A 17,960-nucleotide genomic window follows, 5' to 3' on the forward strand; every position below is an offset into this window, starting at 1 on the left:
ATACCAATTTCCAAAAGTGTGGCTACACTTTTGGAAATTGAAAACCAAACCCAGTAAGGGTTTTAAAATCACAAAATGGCGTAGCCATTTTGTGATTTGGTATGAGTCTCTTACAAGGGAATTTCAATCCGAAATTCGGTTCCTTCCCCAACTTTAGAGAAGCATTCCAATCTGCCTTGATGTTTCTCTACCACAATTTGATAGCTAATTGATAGCCCCAATCCTGTTCCCTTACCAACGGGCTTAGTCGTAAAAAAGGGATCGAAGAGTTTTTTTCGAATATCTTCAGGAATCCCATTGCCATTATCTATAATCCGAATCGCTACCATAGGCTGCTGATTTGGCTCTGTGGGCGGGGATGACTCGGTAATAATTGAGATTTCACTAGTAATATTGTTGTCAGCATGAGCCTCATCGATCGCATCAAGGGCATTGCTTAAAATATTCATAAATACTTGATTGAGCTGCCCTGCGTAGGCATCAACCATCGGGATATCGCCATAGCGCTTAGTTAAATTAATGGCGGGGCGATCGCCATAGGACTTGAAGCGGTTTTGCAAAATGAGGAGGGTACTATCTAAGCCCTCATGGACATTGAAAGGTTTGCGTCCTTCCTGATCGGTGCGCGAAAAATTGCGTAAAGACAGGACGATTTGACGAATGCGATCGGCTCCAATTTTCATGGATGTCAGCATCTTCGGTAGATCCTGTTGTAAAAACTCTAAATCAATCTCATCAAGGAATGCGGCAACCTCAGGGACGGGTTCGGGATAATTTTTTTGATATAGGGCGATCGCCTCTAGGAGATGGCGCACAAAACGATTGGTATGGTTGAGATTGCCATAGATAAAGTTAACGGGATTATTAATTTCATGGGCGACCCCTGCCACCAGTTGCCCCAAACTTGACATTTTTTCCGTCTGAATGAGTTGGCTTTGGGTTTTTTGTAAATCTGCAAGTGCCTGTTCGATCAATAATGCTTGCGCTTGCGCATTGTTGGCATTGGCTTGCGCGGAATCAAATAATTCGGCTTGATCGATCGCGATCGCCAGTTGATTGGCGACAGCTTGCAATAGCTCCACCTCATCAGCACTCCAAGGACGACTGCCTTGGCAATGCGCCGCCACGATTACCCCCAATTTTTGCGATCGGGTCTTGACGGGTACGAGTAATTGCGAAGTAAACCCGCTCTCCGAGAGGATCGTCCGACTGACATTATCTAACTCCGAGCTAGTATAAACCGATTGAATTTGCACGATCTCTTGATTGATTAAGCGCTGACCGACCCTAGTCAAACGGGATAGAGGATAGCTGACGGAGTTAGCGAGGGAGCTATGACTAACGGCATAATGCACTAGTTGAAACTCTGGGGGGTCAGTATTTGGCACATACCAAAAGAAATTACATAGATCGATGAGCAGCAGATCCTGAACTTCATTCACCGCCGTAGCAATGATCGTCTTGAGATCGAGGGAGTTGCGGATCTGGCTCGCGAGGCGGCGATTTAACATTTCCTCTCGCCTTACCAAATCCTTATAACTTTGACGGGACTGCTCCAAGGCTCTCTCGGCGCGACGGCGTTCCCACTGTTCCTTTTTGCGATCGCTAATGTCATGAGCCACAATCACAATATTTTTCACATCCCCGCGATCGTCCCGCATCACACTGCCCGATGACTCTAAGATCCGCCAAGTACCATCCTTGTGCTGCATTCGGTATTCTAATTTTTTACCTATTCCTGTTTTTAACGTCTCAGCAGCAGCTTCCAGTACCTGAGCTTGGTCATCGGGATGGATTTTGTCATATGCCCATGTGCCCTTTAGCTCTGCCGATGTATAGCCGAGCACTCGATAGTAGGAAGGACTATTGTAAATGCGATAGCCCTGAGCATCGATCACCGCAATTAAGTCCGCCACATTTGCCATGATCGATCTAAACAAACGATCCTTTTGCAAGGCGGATAGGTCAGTTTCATCAAACTCACTATCGGTCTCACGCTCGGTGGTCTCATGCTCGGTGGTCTTGTCGATGCTTGCGTCCGCCATAGTGAATTTTTAAAGATAGGACAGCATGAAATCAAAATAAGTTTGCCTAACTGTGCAACCAAATGCAATAGCATTTTTTAAGTGGCTAATTTAGTTTTGGGTGCAATGTTAAATCTTAATTTAAATCTTAGTTTGGATCGTATGGATCGAACCAATAAACAGGAAAACAAACGGGAAAAACTCGTTTTACATCGATCTTGGTGGGCTCATGGCATAAAATTGGCGATCGCTTGTGTCTTGGTAATATCCCTAACAATGGGAGCAGCGATCGCCCCAAGTTTCGCCGCGTTGCCCACCAAAAGCGCGATCAAGGATCCACGCATCATCTTGAGAAATGCTTTACCCATAGACAGCGAAGTATTGCGAGATGTGCAGAAAACCTTAGAACAAATGCCTCGCCAAACAAATCTAAAGCGATGGAACAGCCTTAAAAAAGATATTGAGACGATCTCGCGTACCCTAGTTCAAAATCAAGCCCAGATAATTGCTGGAGTTAGTACCGATCGCCAAGGATTGCTAACGGAACATTTGACCAGCTTAAGCAATTCTCTCGTCCCCCTACAGGAAGCAATTCTTGTCAAGGATCGCAACAATATTAAGGCTTTAGCCGAAAAAGCTTTGGACTATGTAGGTCTAGCCGAAGCAGACTTGATCCAAGCATTCCCCTTTGAAGTACCTGCCAAATATGCCTCCCTGCCCCAGCTTAAGGGACGCGCCCAAGTAGAGCTATCTACTGTCAAGGGGAATGCGATCATCACCGTCGATGGCTTCAATGCCCCAGTTAATGCAGGTCAATTTATCGACCTCGTACAACAAGGTTTTTACGATGGGCTAACCTTTACCCGTGCGGACGAAAACTATTATTTACAGACAGGCGATCCCAATGGCTCTATCGATGGTTATGTCGATCCAGCTACAGGTAAGTACCGAACTGTGCCCATTGAAGTCCGCCTTCCCGATCAAAAAATCCCCACCTATGGCAAAACCTTTGAGGAACAAGGATTGTCGGGAACTTTACCCGTACTTCCTTTTGCGGCTTTTGGCACCGTAGCGATGGCTCACCCCAATGACGATGCCAATGCTGGTTCCTCACAGTTTTTTATCTACCTCTTTGAATCTGAGTTGACCCCAGCAGGATTGAATTTACTAGATGGAAACTATAGCGTTTTTGGTTATGTTACCGATGGCAAGGAAACTTTAGATAAACTAAGACTAGGCGACAAAATTTTGTCCGCCCGCGTTATCAGCGGTGCTGAGAATCTTGTCAAATAATTTTCACAAACGTTTCCAATACGTTCGCGAAAATATTCCAGAAAACCTACAGAGGATTATGAATTTAATGGGTACTCCCCGTATCGAATCGTATATTTTGAGCCTGCCTAACCCTAGTAGTGCGATCTATCTAGCTGGGGCACGCGAAGAAAATCTCAAATTGATTGCCGAAGAGATCGGCGTACGGCTCGTATTACGGGGACAAGACCTATTAATTGATGGTACGACCGAGCAGATCGAACTCGTGGAAAAGTTGATTAGCGCCCTTCAGCCCATGTGGTCGCAGGAAAAAACGATCGCCGCCGTAGATATTCGTGCTGCGCGTCAGGCGATCGTCGAAGATCGTTCGGGCGAATGGCGCGATCGGGCAACCATCTCCCGCAACCGTCGCGGTGACTCCGTGCAGCCACGCACCTATCGCCAACAACAATACGTACAAGCGATGGAAACCAATGATCTAATCTTTGGTGTTGGTCCTGCGGGTACTGGGAAAACCTATCTTGCGGCCGTTGCTGCGGTAAGTGCCTTACAGAGCAACAAATTTGAGCGGATTATTCTTACCCGTCCTGCCGTCGAGGCGGGCGAGAGCCTTGGCTTTCTCCCTGGAGATCTTCAGCAAAAAATCGATCCCTATCTGCGTCCTCTCTACGATGCCATGCATGAAATGATCGGCGCGGAGAGAGTTCCGCAGTTAATGGAGCGGGGAATTATTGAGGTTGCGCCCCTTGCCTATATGCGCGGACGCACCCTTAGCAATTCCTTCATCATCGTGGATGAGGCTCAAAACACCACGGCCGCCCAAATGAAGATGGTACTCACTCGACTGGGTTTCAAATCGCGCATGGTTGTAACAGGTGATATCACACAGATCGACTTACCGCGTCATCAAAAGTCGGGTTTAATTGTCGCCATGAATATCCTCAAAGGAGTTTCAGGTGTCTCCTTTAACTTTTTTGATAAGAATGACGTGGTACGCCATCCCCTCGTCCATAACATTATTGCCGCCTATGAAGATGCGGAAAATGCCTCTTACTCTCAATAATACCAATTCACGAAGGTGGGACAACACTTTCGTGAATTGGTATTATAGCTACAGTCACTTGACTTAGGACAAATCAAACCCCAAGAATTGACTGGCGGCGTTTCGCGCCGCCAGTCAATTCTTGGGGTTTATGTCCTAGTACAGCGACAGTTATAACTAAAAATATGCTGATTGCAGCACAAAGTACTGTAATCCCCTTAATGCTAACGATCTGGAATCAAAGACTGAAATAAAAGCAAAAATATGATCTGCGAACGAGACTCTGAAGATATTTCTGAAGATATTCAGGTTACGGTTAAGCTCTTTGCCATTTTTCAAGAAGTATTTGCTACTGATGAAATGCAAATGCATCTTAAGTCTGGGACATCGGTGTCGGAAGTATTCGATCGCTTAGTCAGTCAACATCGAAATCTAGAGCAATGGCGATCGCTAACTCGTTATGCGATCAATCTAAATTTTGCTGAACCTCATACAATCCTCAACCATGGGGATGAGGTTGCACTTATCCCTCCTGTAAGTGGTGGATAGGCGACTTTGCCTAGCTGCCCTGTCCCGACCAATCAAGCAAGCCGCTAAATTGATGCAAATCAATAAAGCTAAGCTGTAACAAAATCATCAATAGAGGACCTTCTTGGCGTTCTTGCCAACGTTTGGCGACAGCCAATTGTTCGCGGTCAACGACCGACAACTCAAGTAGGTGCCTCTCTAAATCTTCTTGGCGACTAGCGATCGCGTATGTCTGGGAGTGATAACTCATTGAAATCAAATAACTAATTACTTAGGCAATTTGGATTAATAGCGTAGCGCACATTACCATATCTATCAACGTCCGTCAAAGTTATTTTTACCAGCTCCATAATATTAAAAGTCTAGAAGAGCGTACTGACCGCATCGGGCGGTACGCTCGCTGAACTAATTAATAAGTGCTTGCGTAAAATAAATTACCAAAAGCCGTAAAGTTGCGCCCCTACGGGGCGCAACTTTACGGCTTTTGGTTTGCAATTAATCATGCCTAGCTACGCTAATTCCTTCCAGTGAAGAATTAGGCTTGGAGACATTTAGTACAAATCTATGGCTCGGAATGCCTTCTTGGCGAGTTACACTAGGGTTCAAAAAAAGTGGCAAAATCCAACCTATATTAAGCTTTAAAAGCACATAATAAATTTAGATCATAAATTTAGATCATAAATTTAGATCATAAATTTAGATCATAAATTTAGGTTAACGATCTTAAGTTAACGATCGCGTTAACGAACGAGTCTAAAACTTTTGCGATCGCGTTTTAGATGCATTTTTTAGATGCCTTTTGATGTCTTTTCTAGATGCCTTTTTTAGTTTGCGTTGCTTTAACAACATTTCCGACATGAACAACCCTGAAGTTTCTGAAGAAATACCCATGCAAGACTGGCAAAGCCTCCAGCAAGAAGTTAAAGAATTACGCAAATCAGTCAATCGACTTCAGATAGAAAATAGCGATCTCGAGAATTCTCTATTAACAGCTATTGAACATGGCGATCTTGTGGAATCAGAGCTTCTAGATGTAAATAAAAGGTTAAAAAGTGAAATTATTGAAAGAAAAATGGCGCAAGCCACGCTGCAATCAATTTTAGAAATTGTCTATCGGGATAAGAGCGATCTAGAAATCATGCTAGCGACTGCTACCGAACATGGCGACGCGATCGAGTACGAGCAATATAATCGTGCCGTTGAGACTATGCGCCAGAGTGAAGAGCAGTTTCGAGCGATCGCCGAATCTACCAGCATGGCAATGTTAGTCAGTCGCCTCAGCGATGGCGCGATCGTCTATGCTAATACCAGCGCTGGGGAAATGCTCCAAAGAGAAATAACCAGTCTACTTAAGAAGTCAATAAAAGATCTTTACTACCTACCTGCCGAATGGGCAGATTTACAACAGCAATTTTTGCAGAGCCAGCGAGTCCGTGATTATGAAATTCGTTTGTGCAGATCTAATCAGGAACCTCTATGGGTATTAGCTTCACTTCACTTACTATGGCTAAAAGGCGAACAGGTCTTGCTCAACACTTTTTATGATATTACGCTTCTCAAACAGACAGAAATTGCTTTGCGAGAGTCAGAAGCGAAATTGAGAGAACAGGCAAATCTACTGGAACAACGGGTGGAGGAGCGAACACTAGACCTAAAACAGGCAAAAGAAGCCGCAGAAGCGGCGAGTCTCTCTAAGGCAGCTTTTTTAGCAAATATGAGTCACGAACTCCGCACACCACTCAATGCCATTCTAGGCTTTGCCCAGCTCATGCTTTACGACCAAGAGTTAAACGAGCAGCACCAAACTGACCTCCAAACCATCTGTAACAGTGGTAATCATCTATTAATGATGATTAATGACATTTTGGAAATGTCAAAGCTTGAAGCTGGTGGCGTACTCTTGCGAGAAAAAGAATGTTATTTATACCATATTATCGATACCGCAAGAGAAATGTTATCGCTGAAAGCGCAGGAGAAAGGATTAGCCTTTGATGTGAATATTCAAATGGATGTTCCTCCATATATTCATACCGATGAAAGCAAGCTGCGCCAAGTTTTAATCAATTTAATTGGCAATGCGATTAAATTTACGGAAACAGGGCATATCTCATTGCGCGTATATGTGAAATCTATGCTCGACAATGTACCATCCCAAACCACGGCTAGTCATGATGAGAGTCTACCCCGTCTCCTTTGTTTTGAAGTAGAAGATACGGGCGCAGGAATTTCCAAATCAGAATTAACCATTCTATTTCAGCCCTTCGTTCAGACTGATTCAGGTAGGCGATCGCAAGAAGGCAGTGGATTGGGTTTATCGATTAGTTACAACTACGTACAACTCATGGGTGGGCAGATGTCGGTCACGAGTGAAGTCGGTGTAGGCTCAACCTTTAGCTTTCACATTCCGATTAAGTCTTTAGCCCTCTTTGAAGAGCCATCTATAAAAACACCCCATCGAGTTATTGGTATTGAGGGAGATCAGATCTACCGCATCTTGATCGCTGAAGATATTCGCCTTAATCGTCAATTACTAACGCGAATTTTATCGCCACTCGGCTTTGATGTCCGCGAAGTTAGTACGGGAAATGAGGCGATCGATGTTTGGAAATCTTGGTCTCCCCATTTAATTTGGATGGACACGAGAATGCCGTCCCTCAATGGACGGGAAGCGGCTTCAGAAATAAGGGAGATCGAGTCTATAAGTAATACTTTAGAATCCCAGAAGGTCAAAATCATCGCTTTGACTGCCAGTCTAGTTGACCTTAGAGAAGAAGATTTATACCTTTACGGTTTTGATGGATTTGTCGCCAGACCATTTACTGAAGATAAAATCTTCGCAAGAATGGCTGAACATCTTAATTTGCGATATATTTACAGCGACAATAAATAGCTGTGTTCCTTGCAAGATGTCAAAATCCAAGCCCAAGAAGAGAAGGTTGGCTCAAAGCGCCAACCTTCTCTTCTTGGGCTTGGATTTTCAATTAATGGATATAGGCTCGAAATGGTGATAACCTTTCAGCCAAGAGTTCTTGCATTCCCAGAGTGTTATACACAGGGTTATTTTTATAATCTCCATAGAGGATGATATTGGCGAGGAATCCATTTACCCCACGAATATCCTCAATACGCTCAATGTATTTACACTCCCTAATTGACGGATTATTTTTACGCCAGTTTAGATATTCAGAATAGCTACCTGCAATAACTAAAGTCTTGGCGCTGTCATGAATATGAGTATTAGCAATCATTTTTATAAATATTAATCTATATATCTATACTATCAAAAAGTTTTAAGGATTTTAAGTAAATATGGTATTGTAGTTGACTGATTGAGATACTTAATTATGCTTAACACAAATTAATATATTTGCATATCCCCCATTAAGGTTTAATTAATCCCTTCCCAGTCAAGGGGGTGCAAAAAAAATTTTTTGGTGATTTCGTATTCGTATATTTTGATTCGTATATTTTGATTCGTATATTTTGATTCGTGTATTTGATTCGTGTATTTTTGAGTATTAGAAAGCTAAAATCAAAAAAATGGGACTTTGCTCCGCTATTTTTTAGTAATTAGCTAAAGCGGTAAGTGGCGGCTGAGTAGATAGAGATTAAGCGGCGATCGTGTAGACTTGAACGGGAGAATTAAACTTTCTTTTTGTGATTACTTGGGATGTTTTCTGCAATGCGCCTCCAACCCTATTTATTGTCAGCCTTAGTCGCACTTTTACTGATCGTTACTAGTTGTGCTTCTTCGGGGCAGTCTGCTAATGCTCAATTGTCTGATTCTCAATTTGAAACGAAAGTTTTAGAGATTATTCGCAAAAATCCACAGGTGATTTTAGACTCGGTACAGTCTTATCAAAGAGCGCAGGCTCAACAAGAACAGCAGTTGCGAGATAAGGTACTATCCCAAATTCGCCAAGAGCCCCGCTTGTTGTTACGTAATTCGCCCGTGACGGGTTCAGCGGCACAGAAAATTGTCATGGCGGAATTCTCGGATTTTGAATGCCCTTACTGCGCTAAGGCTCATGCTGTAGTGAAGGAGTTTATGGCAAAGAACCAGAATGATGTGACCCTAGTTTACAAGCATTTTCCCCTTTCGGAGATTCACCAACAGGCAGAGCCTGCTGCTTTGGCGGCATGGGCAGCTTTCCAACAAGGCAAGTTTTGGGAATACCACAATGCTTTATTTGAAAGACAGACAGATCTCAGCGAGAGTTTTTATCTCGAACAGGCTAAAGCTTTGAATCTTGATATCGATCGCTTTAATCGCGATCGCCAAAGTCCCCAAGCAAAGGATGCTGTTAAAAAGGACTTTGAGCTAGGCAAATCCTTGGGAGTGCGCGGTACTCCTTCCTTTGTGATCAATGGTGTATTTTTCTCTGGCGCACCCACTGTAAGTGATTTAGAAGGTTTAGTAGCTCAAATCAAGGCTGGCAAATAGGGCTTACTTAAATATAAAATCCTAAAACCTGCGGCGCACGCGCAGCGTGCGCCGCAGGTTTTAGGGTTTTATATTTAATTAAGCTCACTTACTTGGCAATCCTAAATGGGTTGTCAGAGGCATCGACTTCGCTAAGCCAGAGCTTTTGGTATGGGTAGTTCGGCACAAAGCCGAAAACACCCCCTAAAGTAGATAGGATAACCTACAGGCTAGAGATCAATATGAATTACGATGCGATCGCAATTGGTGCAGGGCTATCGGGCTGTAGTGCTGCCATTCAACTAGCAAAACTTGGTTATCGCGTACTGCTGCTAGAGCAAGGCAATTACCCTATGCATAAACTCTGCGGTGAGTTTTTATCCATTGAGGTAACCGCAGCCTTTGAGAACTTGGGCATATGGGAACGAGTTCTCAAAGTCGGCGCACATCCGATTCATCGGGCTTATTTGACAACTTCAGGCGGCGCATCATTTCAGAGCAATTTGCCTAGTACTGCCCTCGGGTTGAGCCGCTATCAACTGGATTTAATCCTATTTCAGCGGGCGCAAGCCTTGAACGTGACTTGTCTTGACAATACTAAAGTTACTAACGTTACGGGTAATTTGGAGACAGGATTTCAGGTACATACCAACAAAGGGAATTTTTCTGGACGTTTGGTATTGGGAGCCTTTGGTAAGCGATCTTCCCTCGATCGCATTCTCGATCGCCCATTTAGCCAAAGGCGATCGCCTTGGATTGCCTATAAGGGACATTTCACGGGTGTGGATATTCAGGATGCGATCGAACTACATAGTTTCCCCAATGGATATTGTGGATTGTCTCAAATTGAAACTGGGGAAATTAATGTCTGTTGGATCGCCCATGAGCGGGTGATGAAAGAACCAACACACCAAGATTTAGGAATTCCCACTTCCTTAGCCCAAAACCCTGTTTTAGCCGATCGCTTCCGTCAAATGGAGCGAGTCTCGCCTTCGCTACAGGGATTGAGTCAAATTAGTTTTGCGATTAAAGAGAACTTTTATCGCGATATTTGTATGATTGGCGATACGGCGGGAATGATTACCCCTCTTTGTGGCGATGGTATGGCTATGGCTCTAAGGTCAGCCGAGATCGCCATTCCCATAGTCGCAAGGTTTTTAGAACATCAACTCACAGCGATCGCCTTTAAACATTCCTATGAAAAAGCATGGAAAAAGGAATTCCAAACTCGCTTGCAACTGGGACGCATCATGCACCATTGTTTTGTGCGCCCATCCCTCGCCCATACGGGAGTGAATCTCTGTCAAATGCTGCCCGATCTCGGAAATTGGCTGATTGGGGCAACGCGCGGCAAGCCACAGCCAATCTAGCTATCGCTCTTCTACATTAAGAAATGGCTACGCCATTTCTTAATACCAATTCCCAAAATGGCAACGCCATTTTGGGAATTTCAAAACCTTATACCAATTCCCAAAAGTGTGGCTACACTTTTGGGAATTGAAAACCAAACCCAGTAAGGGTTTTAAAATCACAAAATGGCGTAGCCATTTTGTGATTTGGTATTACTGGGTTTAGTGTTTATAGCTACAGTCACTTGAATGAGGACATAGACCCCAAGAATTGAGTTGCCGCGCGGAGAGCGGCAACTCAATTCTTGGGGTCTATGTCCTAATACACTTGGCGACAGCTATAAAGGAATAGAGCGGGTAAGGCGATCGCCCCATCCTATACCCAAGCCTGCAATCAGAAAGGCGATCGCCGTTAAGATAAGCACATCTGACATAGAGAGTGCGGCAGATTTTGGTACAGCATAGCCAAAAATAGCGATCGCCCCCGATAGACCACCAAAAAAAGTCCCTACGGTCAAACCACTCAGAGACTTTGGAACCATCGTCAGCGCAAAGGCAACCATGCCATTATTCACCGCACTGAGGCAGAGCAGCAGCCATAGGATCAAGATGATGGCAGCGATCGCCCCATAGCCAAACGATAACAAGCCTAACGCCAAAATCAGCCCACCCAAGCTAACGATCATCAAGCGTTTGTTATCGATAAACTTTGAGATTCTACCTGTTCCCAAGGCTAGCAGGGCTTGAGCGATCAGAGCCGCGCCCATTAATAATTCAAAGGATAAACCCGTAAATCCTGTAATGTCCGCTTTGATCGTGCGGGGTAACACATCCCCCATCAACAGGCGAATCCCCACGCCAATTGCCGCACCAACCAGCATAACGATCGCCAAATTGCTCAAAAAGTCTCGGATCGGAAATTGACTCTCTTGATCGGGAGTGGCATCGAGAGCAGTTTTTTTGGGAATGTAGATCGTCGCCACCCGCAAACTTGCCACCCCAGCCAACAAAGTAATCGAAGCGATCGTAAAGGTGGCAGGTGCGCCCAAACCCAGAATGAAACTTGTGGCAAGGGGACGAATCGAAGCTACAAAACCACCCACCAAAGTTAAAACACTACCTGCAAGGGGCAATTGCGTGGCTCCTGCAAAGCTAGCCAACAAGCAAATGGCGGGACTGCGAAATGTTGCCATAGCGATCGCCCACAAAATCGCAAGGCTGGGCAAAATCAAGCGGGTCACATCGTTTGCCCCACCAAAGATAACGACACAGGGCAAGCCCATAAAAAAAGCCGTAGCAGCAAGCGTGGCAGCCACGATGATCGGCATTCGCGAACTGTACCAACTCTGCCAGCGATCGGACAGCCCACCAAATAATGGCTCGACGATCGTAGCGATCGCACTTTCGATGACCAGCAGTACCGCCGCAAATTGCTGTGCTTGACTAGGTGGATAGGCAAAAACCTGTTCGATAAACTTTGGCAAATAAATTGCATAAGCAATCCAAGTCAACGAAATCGCGCCCTGCACTGAGGCAAGACTCCAGACCTGTAGCCAACGCACTTGATTTGATGTTGGATTTGGGGCGATTTTGGGAATCGGCATTAATATTACAAAATTTAAGTAGCTAGGCGCAATTAAATATAAACAATCAAAACCTGTAGCGCAAGCGCAGCTTGCGCTACAGGTTTTGATTCTGGGTTTTAATCTGGTCTTAGAACTCGGTACATCCCTGCATCGAGATCTTGCCATCGGGCATCGTCGCACGGCAAAGGTTAGTTTGAGTTAAGTCCACATTGGTCAAGTTTGCGCCCGTAAGGTCGGCGCGATACAGATCCGCACCTTTGAGGTTTGCGCCCGTCAAGTCTGCACCATAGAGACTGGCGTTACGTAAGGATACCTTAGTGAGATTGGCGCGATTGAGCTTCGCATAAACCAACTCGATATCAATCAAATTAGCATTTTGTAAATTCGCTTCGGTTAGATCGGCATATTTCCAGCGACTATTGCGAGCATTTGCGCCAGACAAATTAGCTTGAATGAGATCGCTATTAATTAAAAATGTATTGCGAAGATCGGAATTGCTAAGATCGGCTCCACGAAAGTCAGCATAATAAATGGTGCTGAAAGCTAAAATTGCCCCAGATAGAGAACTTTTGCGGAGATCGGCAACATCAAGAAACGATTCGCGGAGGTTTGCCCCTTGCGCGGCAAGCCCACTTAATTCGCAACGCTGACAGGTGTGATAAATCAGCAGAGATTGGACGTGTTGAGCATTTTGTGCTTGTACCGATGTCGTACCAATCGTTATGCTAGCAAAGAGGGCGCTAGCGATCGCAGTCACGGAGTTAGTAAAGGCTGATGACTTCATGGGTAAAGTACCTAAATTTAGCAAATCCTTTATTAATTGTTATCACAACAACTCCCCCTTAAACACAGCAAAATGTAACAAAAAAACTGAAAGCAATAAGTAATACGAAATAAAGCAATCCTAAATGAGTCGAAGCCCGAGATTCTCGCAAAAAATTTCAGTCGTTCAACATAATTAAAAAACAAAACCTAGAAGAGCGTTCCGCCCATGTAGTGGGGGGAACGCTCTTCTAGGTTTTAAGTTTACTCATACTTAGCTCTTTGAAACGCTGTATATTGGCGGTTAAGTAGGATATCAGCTATTTTAATTAGCCCTCTGACTGTCTAATGATTTTGTATACTTGTATTATTTACTGATGTTTTGTCATGGATCGTACTGAATGTTCGAGCAGTTTCTAGACACGAATGCTTTATCCTTTCGACCTGAAGTTATTCCCATTTTGGGGGTGCTGATTCTCCTAGAGGCAATTTTGTCGGCTGATAACGCGATCGCCCTTGCCGCGATCGTACGGAGTTTGCCCGACCCCAAGCAAGAGCAATGGGCATTACGGTATGGCTTGATTGGAGCATTTGTACTACGTATAGTGCTTATTTTTACCGCGACATGGGTCATAAAATATTGGCAGTTTGAACTGGCAGGTGCGGTATATCTGCTTTGGCTCTCTGGTAAATTCTTCTTGGAAAAATCCCAAGAAGATCACGATACCAAGAACCCCGTACGCATGGCGAGTAAGCTATGGCAAGTGGTGGCTCTAGTGTCACTGACGGATTTAGCCTTTTCGCTTGATAGTGTGACAGCGGCGGTAGCAGTTGCCGAGGAGACTTGGCTAGTGCTAATTGGTGGCGTAGTGGGGATTATCGCCTTAAGATTTTTGGCTGAGCTATTTATTAAATGGTTGTCCGAATTTACACACCTCGAATCGGCAGGTTATCTGATCGTATTGTTAGTGGGGATACGCCTATTTATTAAAGTAGTTTCCGATAGTCTCGTACCTCCAGAATGGCTGATGCTTAGCTGTATTGGTCTGGTTTTCCTATGGGGCTTTTCCAAACGCGAACCCTTGGAAATTACGAACGAGATTGAAGAGGTTGCCGAATAAAAAACGAATCATTGCTCTAATACCAAAGCTCAAAATGGCTATGCCATTTTGAGCTTTGGTATTAGAGCTACAGTCACTTGAATGAGGACAAATCAAACCCCAAGAATTGACTGGCGGTGCGAAGCACCGCCAGTCAATTCTTGGGGGTTATGTCCTAGTAGTCTCCCAAAGGAAATTTGCGGGGTTATTGAAACGAGCGAAGCTCGTTTCAATAACCCCCAACTAGTCAAAGTTCTCGTGGCAGACTACTAGTACATTTGGCGATCGCTATATTTCTTTGTTGAGGTGTGTTTCACTATTTTGTCTACAATAGAAACTCAGAAACAAAGAATTCAGAAACAAAGAAAAAAGTACCAAAATGTTTGAATATCCTGAAGACCTAAAATATACTAACTCCCACGAATATATTCGTGTTGAGAATGATGTTGTCACCGTGGGAATCACCGCTTTTGCGATCGCCCAGCTCGGTGATATTGTGTTTCTCGATCTGCCAGAGGTAGGCGCAAAAGTCGAAAAAGGACAAACTTTCGGTACGATTGAATCGGTTAAAGCGGTGGAAGATCTCTATTCGCCAGTGACGGGAACTGTGATTGAAGCCAATACAGCGCTATTAGACGAGCCAGAAAATATTACCGAAGATCCCTATGGAGCCTCGTGGTTTTTAAAGGTAAATATTGACAATATATCTGAACTAGAGGGCACGATGTCAGCTAGTGAATATCGCGCACAGGTGGAAGGTAACTAGGCAACTAGGGAAGGCATGGCTTTGGATTTGAGTGCAAAGGGCTAATATTAGGGAGAGTTGCGGCGCGAAGCGCCGCAACTCTCTATCTTGAGTGGCTGCACTTACAGCCCTTGATGACGCTAAACGCTCAATCTTGGGGGTAGCTCCACCGTAAAGGTAGAGCCTTGATTCACGACGCTTTCAACATAGATCGCTCCACCCATGAGAATGACCAATTGCTCCGTAATGGCTAGTCCTAAACCAGTGCCGCCATGCTTGCGGGTAGAGGATTGATCGACTTGCCGAAATTGTTCAAAAATCGTACGTTGAAACTCTGGCTCAATGCCGATACCTGTATCCCTCACCGAGATGAGGATATTTGATTTCGCAAAGGGAGAAGATGGAACTTCCTCTGATAAATTATTGGTCTCTACAGGTGTTTCTTTAATTTCTCTAATTTCTTTGATTTCTTTAGAAGATGCAATTTCGGGTATGGAAGCAGAATTATTGGCATACTTCAGTTCCACAACTACTTCACCGCAATCGGTAAACTTAATTGCGTTAGAAACTAAATTGGTAATCACCTGTTTAATGCGAATGGAATCGTGAAAGATCGCACAGGTACCGATCTCGTTTTTAAAAATAAAGTTAAGAGATTTGATACTTGCTAAGGGTTGTAGGCTTTCACAGGTATGATGAATCAGCTCATCTAAGTTAAATAACTCTGGATGGGATTCCATTTTCCCTGCTTCGATTTTGGATAGGTCGAGAATATCATTTATCAAATCCAGTAGATTTTTACCATTACGGAGAATCCGCTCTACCATATCGACTTGGCTAGAGGAAAGGACATCGCGCCGCTGACGTAACAACACCTGCGAGAAGCCAATAATTGCATTCATCGGGGTTCGCAGTTCGTGGCTCATATTGGCAAGGAACTGGCTTTTGAGTTGGGTTGCCTCTAGCAATTGAGCGTTTTGGGCTTCAATTTGGTTGATTAGTTGTGCGTTACCGATCGCGATCGCTGCCTGTACGCCAAAGGATGCTAAGAGGTTGAGATCCTCGCGAGAACTTGCCCGTTCTAAATGAAAATGCCCGATCGCTAATACGCCCAAACGACCAGAGCGGCTAGACTCAATGGGCACGCACAAAGCGCTTTTGACGGGTAAAGATTCGACTAGGTGCGATTCTCCTGCCTTGACTTCGATGGGAATTCCCTCCTTAAAAACTTGGGCAATGAGATTTTGGGCATTTAAATCAAAGGATTCTTGCAGGGGGAAATCGTCGGGCAAGCCTTTCACTGCCGATAGGGTTAATTTTTGCTCCTTGGGATTGTAGAGGGCAATTACGCAGATCTCCGCCCACATAATCGCGTCGCAGGTAGCTTCCACCACCGATTCCAACAGAATATCGAGATCCTGCAACTGTTGATTGATCAAGTTGGTGAGTCGTTGCAAAATACTCATCCGTTTCTGCTGCTCGATCATGATTTTGTTGGTCTCTTGCATCACCTTATCGCGATAGCGCTGCTCGGTGACATCCCGCAAAATCATCACACTTCCGATCAGTTCCGATTCAGTTCCCACCAATGGGGCTGCCTTGGTGCTGAGAATGATTTCATTGCCTTCTGGAGGACGCAAAACCACTTGATCTTCGACTACCTCCCCTGTAGACATCGCCCGAAAGACAACTAGATTAGCGAGGTCTACGGGCTCCCCATCCTGATGTCTAATGTCAAACTGTTTGACAATTTCTTCCATTGACTTGGCAATTACGGGCGAAGCGGGAACGCCATTGGGAGAACTTAAAGCATTAAAGCTGAGGATCTTCCGTCCTGCGGAGTTGATTTTGAGAATCCTTCCCGCAGGATCGCTGAGCAATACGCCATCGGCAAGCTGCTCGAATACGGTAGTTAGTTCTTCTCGCTGGCGGGCGATCATCTCAATACTTTGCGCGTTACTGATCGCGGTGGCGAGGCGACGACCGATGGATTGCAGGATATTGCGACCGCGATCGGATAGGGGGGTAAGACTGCCTAAAAACAGCACGCCAACGAGGCTGCTCCGCAGCATGAGCGGATAGGCTGATAAACTCTGGGGTAACAGGTCACCTACGGGAGTGCGGTAAACGAGGGTTTGTCCTTTGAGCCGATCGCCTTCCCAGATAATCGCTTCTTCTAGCTGTCCCGCTTGACCGATAATTCCTTCGCCTAGGGTAATCTCGGTGAGCGCTTGGCTGGTTTTATATCCCCATTCCGCCGCCAGTACTAGGCATCCTTCGGGGCGAGCGGTAGGGGTTTCCCAAAGGTAAATGCTGCCGAGTTGCGCCCCCGTAAGTTTGCAAATTTCTTCGAGGCTGGACTTGATGAGTTTGTATTGATCGGTGGTATTAACTAAAACGCGATCGAGGGATTGTAGGGCAAATTGGATATCGCGTGCCTCGAGGGTGGCGGTTTTGGTTTCCAGATGCATAGCCATGCGGTTAAATACCTTGGCAAATTCGCCAATTTCATCGGCGCGATTTAATTGCGATCGCGCTGATAGATTGCCCGTTGATAGCTCTTCGGCGGCTTCGGCAAGTTCGAGGAGGGGTGGCTGGATGCTGCGAATGATCGAAATGGCAACGAATAACCCCGAACCTAGTCCCGTCGAAAGTACGACGATCGCCAACCATGTTGTAAATGCTTCTAATTCGGGCGTGCCTTGCTGGATATGCAGCAGCAGGATCAAGGCGGCGGTGGCTAGCAGGGAAATGCTAGTGGTCAGCCCAAAAATCAAGCGATTGACTAAACTTTCACGGCGGGGGAGGTTGGCATTGGTCATGGGGCTACTGTTAAGTTTGGTGAAGCTGTTCTTATTGATGAACATACTGCTAAGTTAGCCTATCAGCAACAAAATATAAAACCCAAAACCTGTAGCGCACGCGCAGCGTGCGCTACAGGTTTTGATTCTGGGTTTTTAATTATGCCCAGATATTTAGTGACTATTAGAAACCATTTAAGAATTACTTTCTGCGGTCAAAAACTCTAAGAGATCCCCCTCAATCCCCCTTAAAAAGGGGGAAGAATTTAATTCTCCCCCCTTTTTAAGGGGGGCTGGGGGGGATCTAGTGAATTCTTAAATGGTTTCT

Annotated in this window: 14 protein-coding genes; 8 read left to right on the top strand and 6 right to left on the bottom strand. The window is 45.0% G+C overall.

Annotated elements, in window-relative coordinates:
• Positions 1 to 110 precede the first annotated feature (110 nt).
• The gene (locus AC805_RS19830) at positions 111 to 2,045 is read right to left on the bottom strand and encodes an ATP-binding protein (RefSeq protein ID WP_055077007.1); all 1,935 of its coding nucleotides are present in this window, start codon (positions 2,043 to 2,045) and stop codon (positions 111 to 113) included.
• Between the two features lie 141 nt (positions 2,046 to 2,186).
• On the opposite strand from AC805_RS19830, the gene AC805_RS19835 reads away from it, so the two are divergent.
• The 3 genes from AC805_RS19835 (at position 2,187) to AC805_RS19845 (ending at position 4,887) form a co-directional block, all read left to right on the top strand.
• Positions 2,187 to 3,317, top strand: coding sequence for a peptidylprolyl isomerase (locus AC805_RS19835; protein ID WP_231663826.1), 1,131 nt, complete (start codon positions 2,187 to 2,189; stop codon positions 3,315 to 3,317).
• A 67-nt stretch (positions 3,318 to 3,384) separates the two neighbouring features.
• Positions 3,385 to 4,359, top strand: coding sequence for a PhoH family protein (locus AC805_RS19840; protein WP_055077019.1), 975 nt, complete (start codon positions 3,385 to 3,387; stop codon positions 4,357 to 4,359).
• 243 nt (positions 4,360 to 4,602) lie between these two features.
• Positions 4,603 to 4,887, top strand: a complete 285-nt coding sequence (locus tag AC805_RS19845) for a MoaD/ThiS family protein (protein ID WP_055077008.1) — start codon at positions 4,603 to 4,605, stop codon at positions 4,885 to 4,887.
• 10 nt (positions 4,888 to 4,897) lie between these two features.
• Here AC805_RS19845 and AC805_RS19850 read toward each other — a convergent pair whose 3' ends face one another.
• Positions 4,898 to 5,116 carry a DUF2949 domain-containing protein gene (locus AC805_RS19850; protein ID WP_009627441.1) on the bottom strand — a complete coding sequence of 73 codons (219 nt, stop codon included), beginning with the start codon at positions 5,114 to 5,116 and terminating at the stop codon, positions 4,898 to 4,900.
• A gap of 552 nt (positions 5,117 to 5,668) precedes the next feature.
• Here AC805_RS19850 and AC805_RS19855 point away from each other — a divergent pair.
• Positions 5,669 to 7,756, top strand: a complete 2,088-nt coding sequence (locus AC805_RS19855; RefSeq protein WP_055077009.1) for a PAS domain-containing hybrid sensor histidine kinase/response regulator — start codon at positions 5,669 to 5,671, stop codon at positions 7,754 to 7,756.
• A gap of 91 nt (positions 7,757 to 7,847) precedes the next feature.
• Here AC805_RS19855 and AC805_RS19860 read toward each other — a convergent pair whose 3' ends face one another.
• Positions 7,848 to 8,114, bottom strand: a complete 267-nt coding sequence (locus tag AC805_RS19860) for a hypothetical protein (protein WP_055077010.1) — start codon at positions 8,112 to 8,114, stop codon at positions 7,848 to 7,850.
• A gap of 422 nt (positions 8,115 to 8,536) precedes the next feature.
• On the opposite strand from AC805_RS19860, the gene AC805_RS19865 reads away from it, so the two are divergent.
• Together AC805_RS19865 and AC805_RS19870 are read left to right on the top strand one after the other, a co-directional pair.
• On the top strand, positions 8,537 to 9,310 hold the full coding sequence (locus AC805_RS19865; RefSeq protein ID WP_055077011.1) for a DsbA family protein: 774 nt from the start codon (positions 8,537 to 8,539) through the stop codon (positions 9,308 to 9,310).
• A gap of 221 nt (positions 9,311 to 9,531) precedes the next feature.
• Positions 9,532 to 10,659, top strand: coding sequence for an NAD(P)/FAD-dependent oxidoreductase (locus tag AC805_RS19870; protein ID WP_055077012.1), 1,128 nt, complete (start codon positions 9,532 to 9,534; stop codon positions 10,657 to 10,659).
• 317 nt (positions 10,660 to 10,976) lie between these two features.
• Here AC805_RS19870 and AC805_RS19875 read toward each other — a convergent pair whose 3' ends face one another.
• Entirely contained in the window at positions 10,977 to 12,242 is a 1,266-nt protein-coding gene (locus AC805_RS19875) for a hypothetical protein (protein ID WP_055077013.1), read from the bottom strand.
• A 109-nt stretch (positions 12,243 to 12,351) separates the two neighbouring features.
• On the bottom strand, positions 12,352 to 13,008 hold the full coding sequence (locus tag AC805_RS19880) for a pentapeptide repeat-containing protein (RefSeq protein ID WP_055077014.1): 657 nt from the start codon (positions 13,006 to 13,008) through the stop codon (positions 12,352 to 12,354).
• A 379-nt stretch (positions 13,009 to 13,387) separates the two neighbouring features.
• On the opposite strand from AC805_RS19880, the gene AC805_RS19885 reads away from it, so the two are divergent.
• Both AC805_RS19885 and gcvH read left to right on the top strand, forming a co-directional pair.
• Positions 13,388 to 14,107 (top strand): TerC family protein, encoded by a 720-nt coding sequence (locus AC805_RS19885; protein WP_055077015.1) that lies wholly within the window; start codon positions 13,388 to 13,390, stop codon positions 14,105 to 14,107.
• A 358-nt stretch (positions 14,108 to 14,465) separates the two neighbouring features.
• A complete protein-coding gene (gene gcvH, locus AC805_RS19890) occupies positions 14,466 to 14,852 on the top strand; it encodes a glycine cleavage system protein GcvH (protein ID WP_055077016.1) in 387 nt (128 codons plus the stop codon).
• A gap of 119 nt (positions 14,853 to 14,971) precedes the next feature.
• Here the strand turns inward: gcvH and AC805_RS19895 are convergent, their stop codons facing one another.
• On the bottom strand, positions 14,972 to 17,698 hold the full coding sequence (locus AC805_RS19895; protein ID WP_231663837.1) for an ATP-binding protein: 2,727 nt from the start codon (positions 17,696 to 17,698) through the stop codon (positions 14,972 to 14,974).
• Between the last annotated feature and the right edge of the window lie 262 nt (positions 17,699 to 17,960).

It is taken from the genome of Pseudanabaena sp. 'Roaring Creek', assembly GCF_001402795.1.
Classification (GTDB): domain Bacteria; phylum Cyanobacteriota; class Cyanobacteriia; order Pseudanabaenales; family Pseudanabaenaceae; genus Pseudanabaena.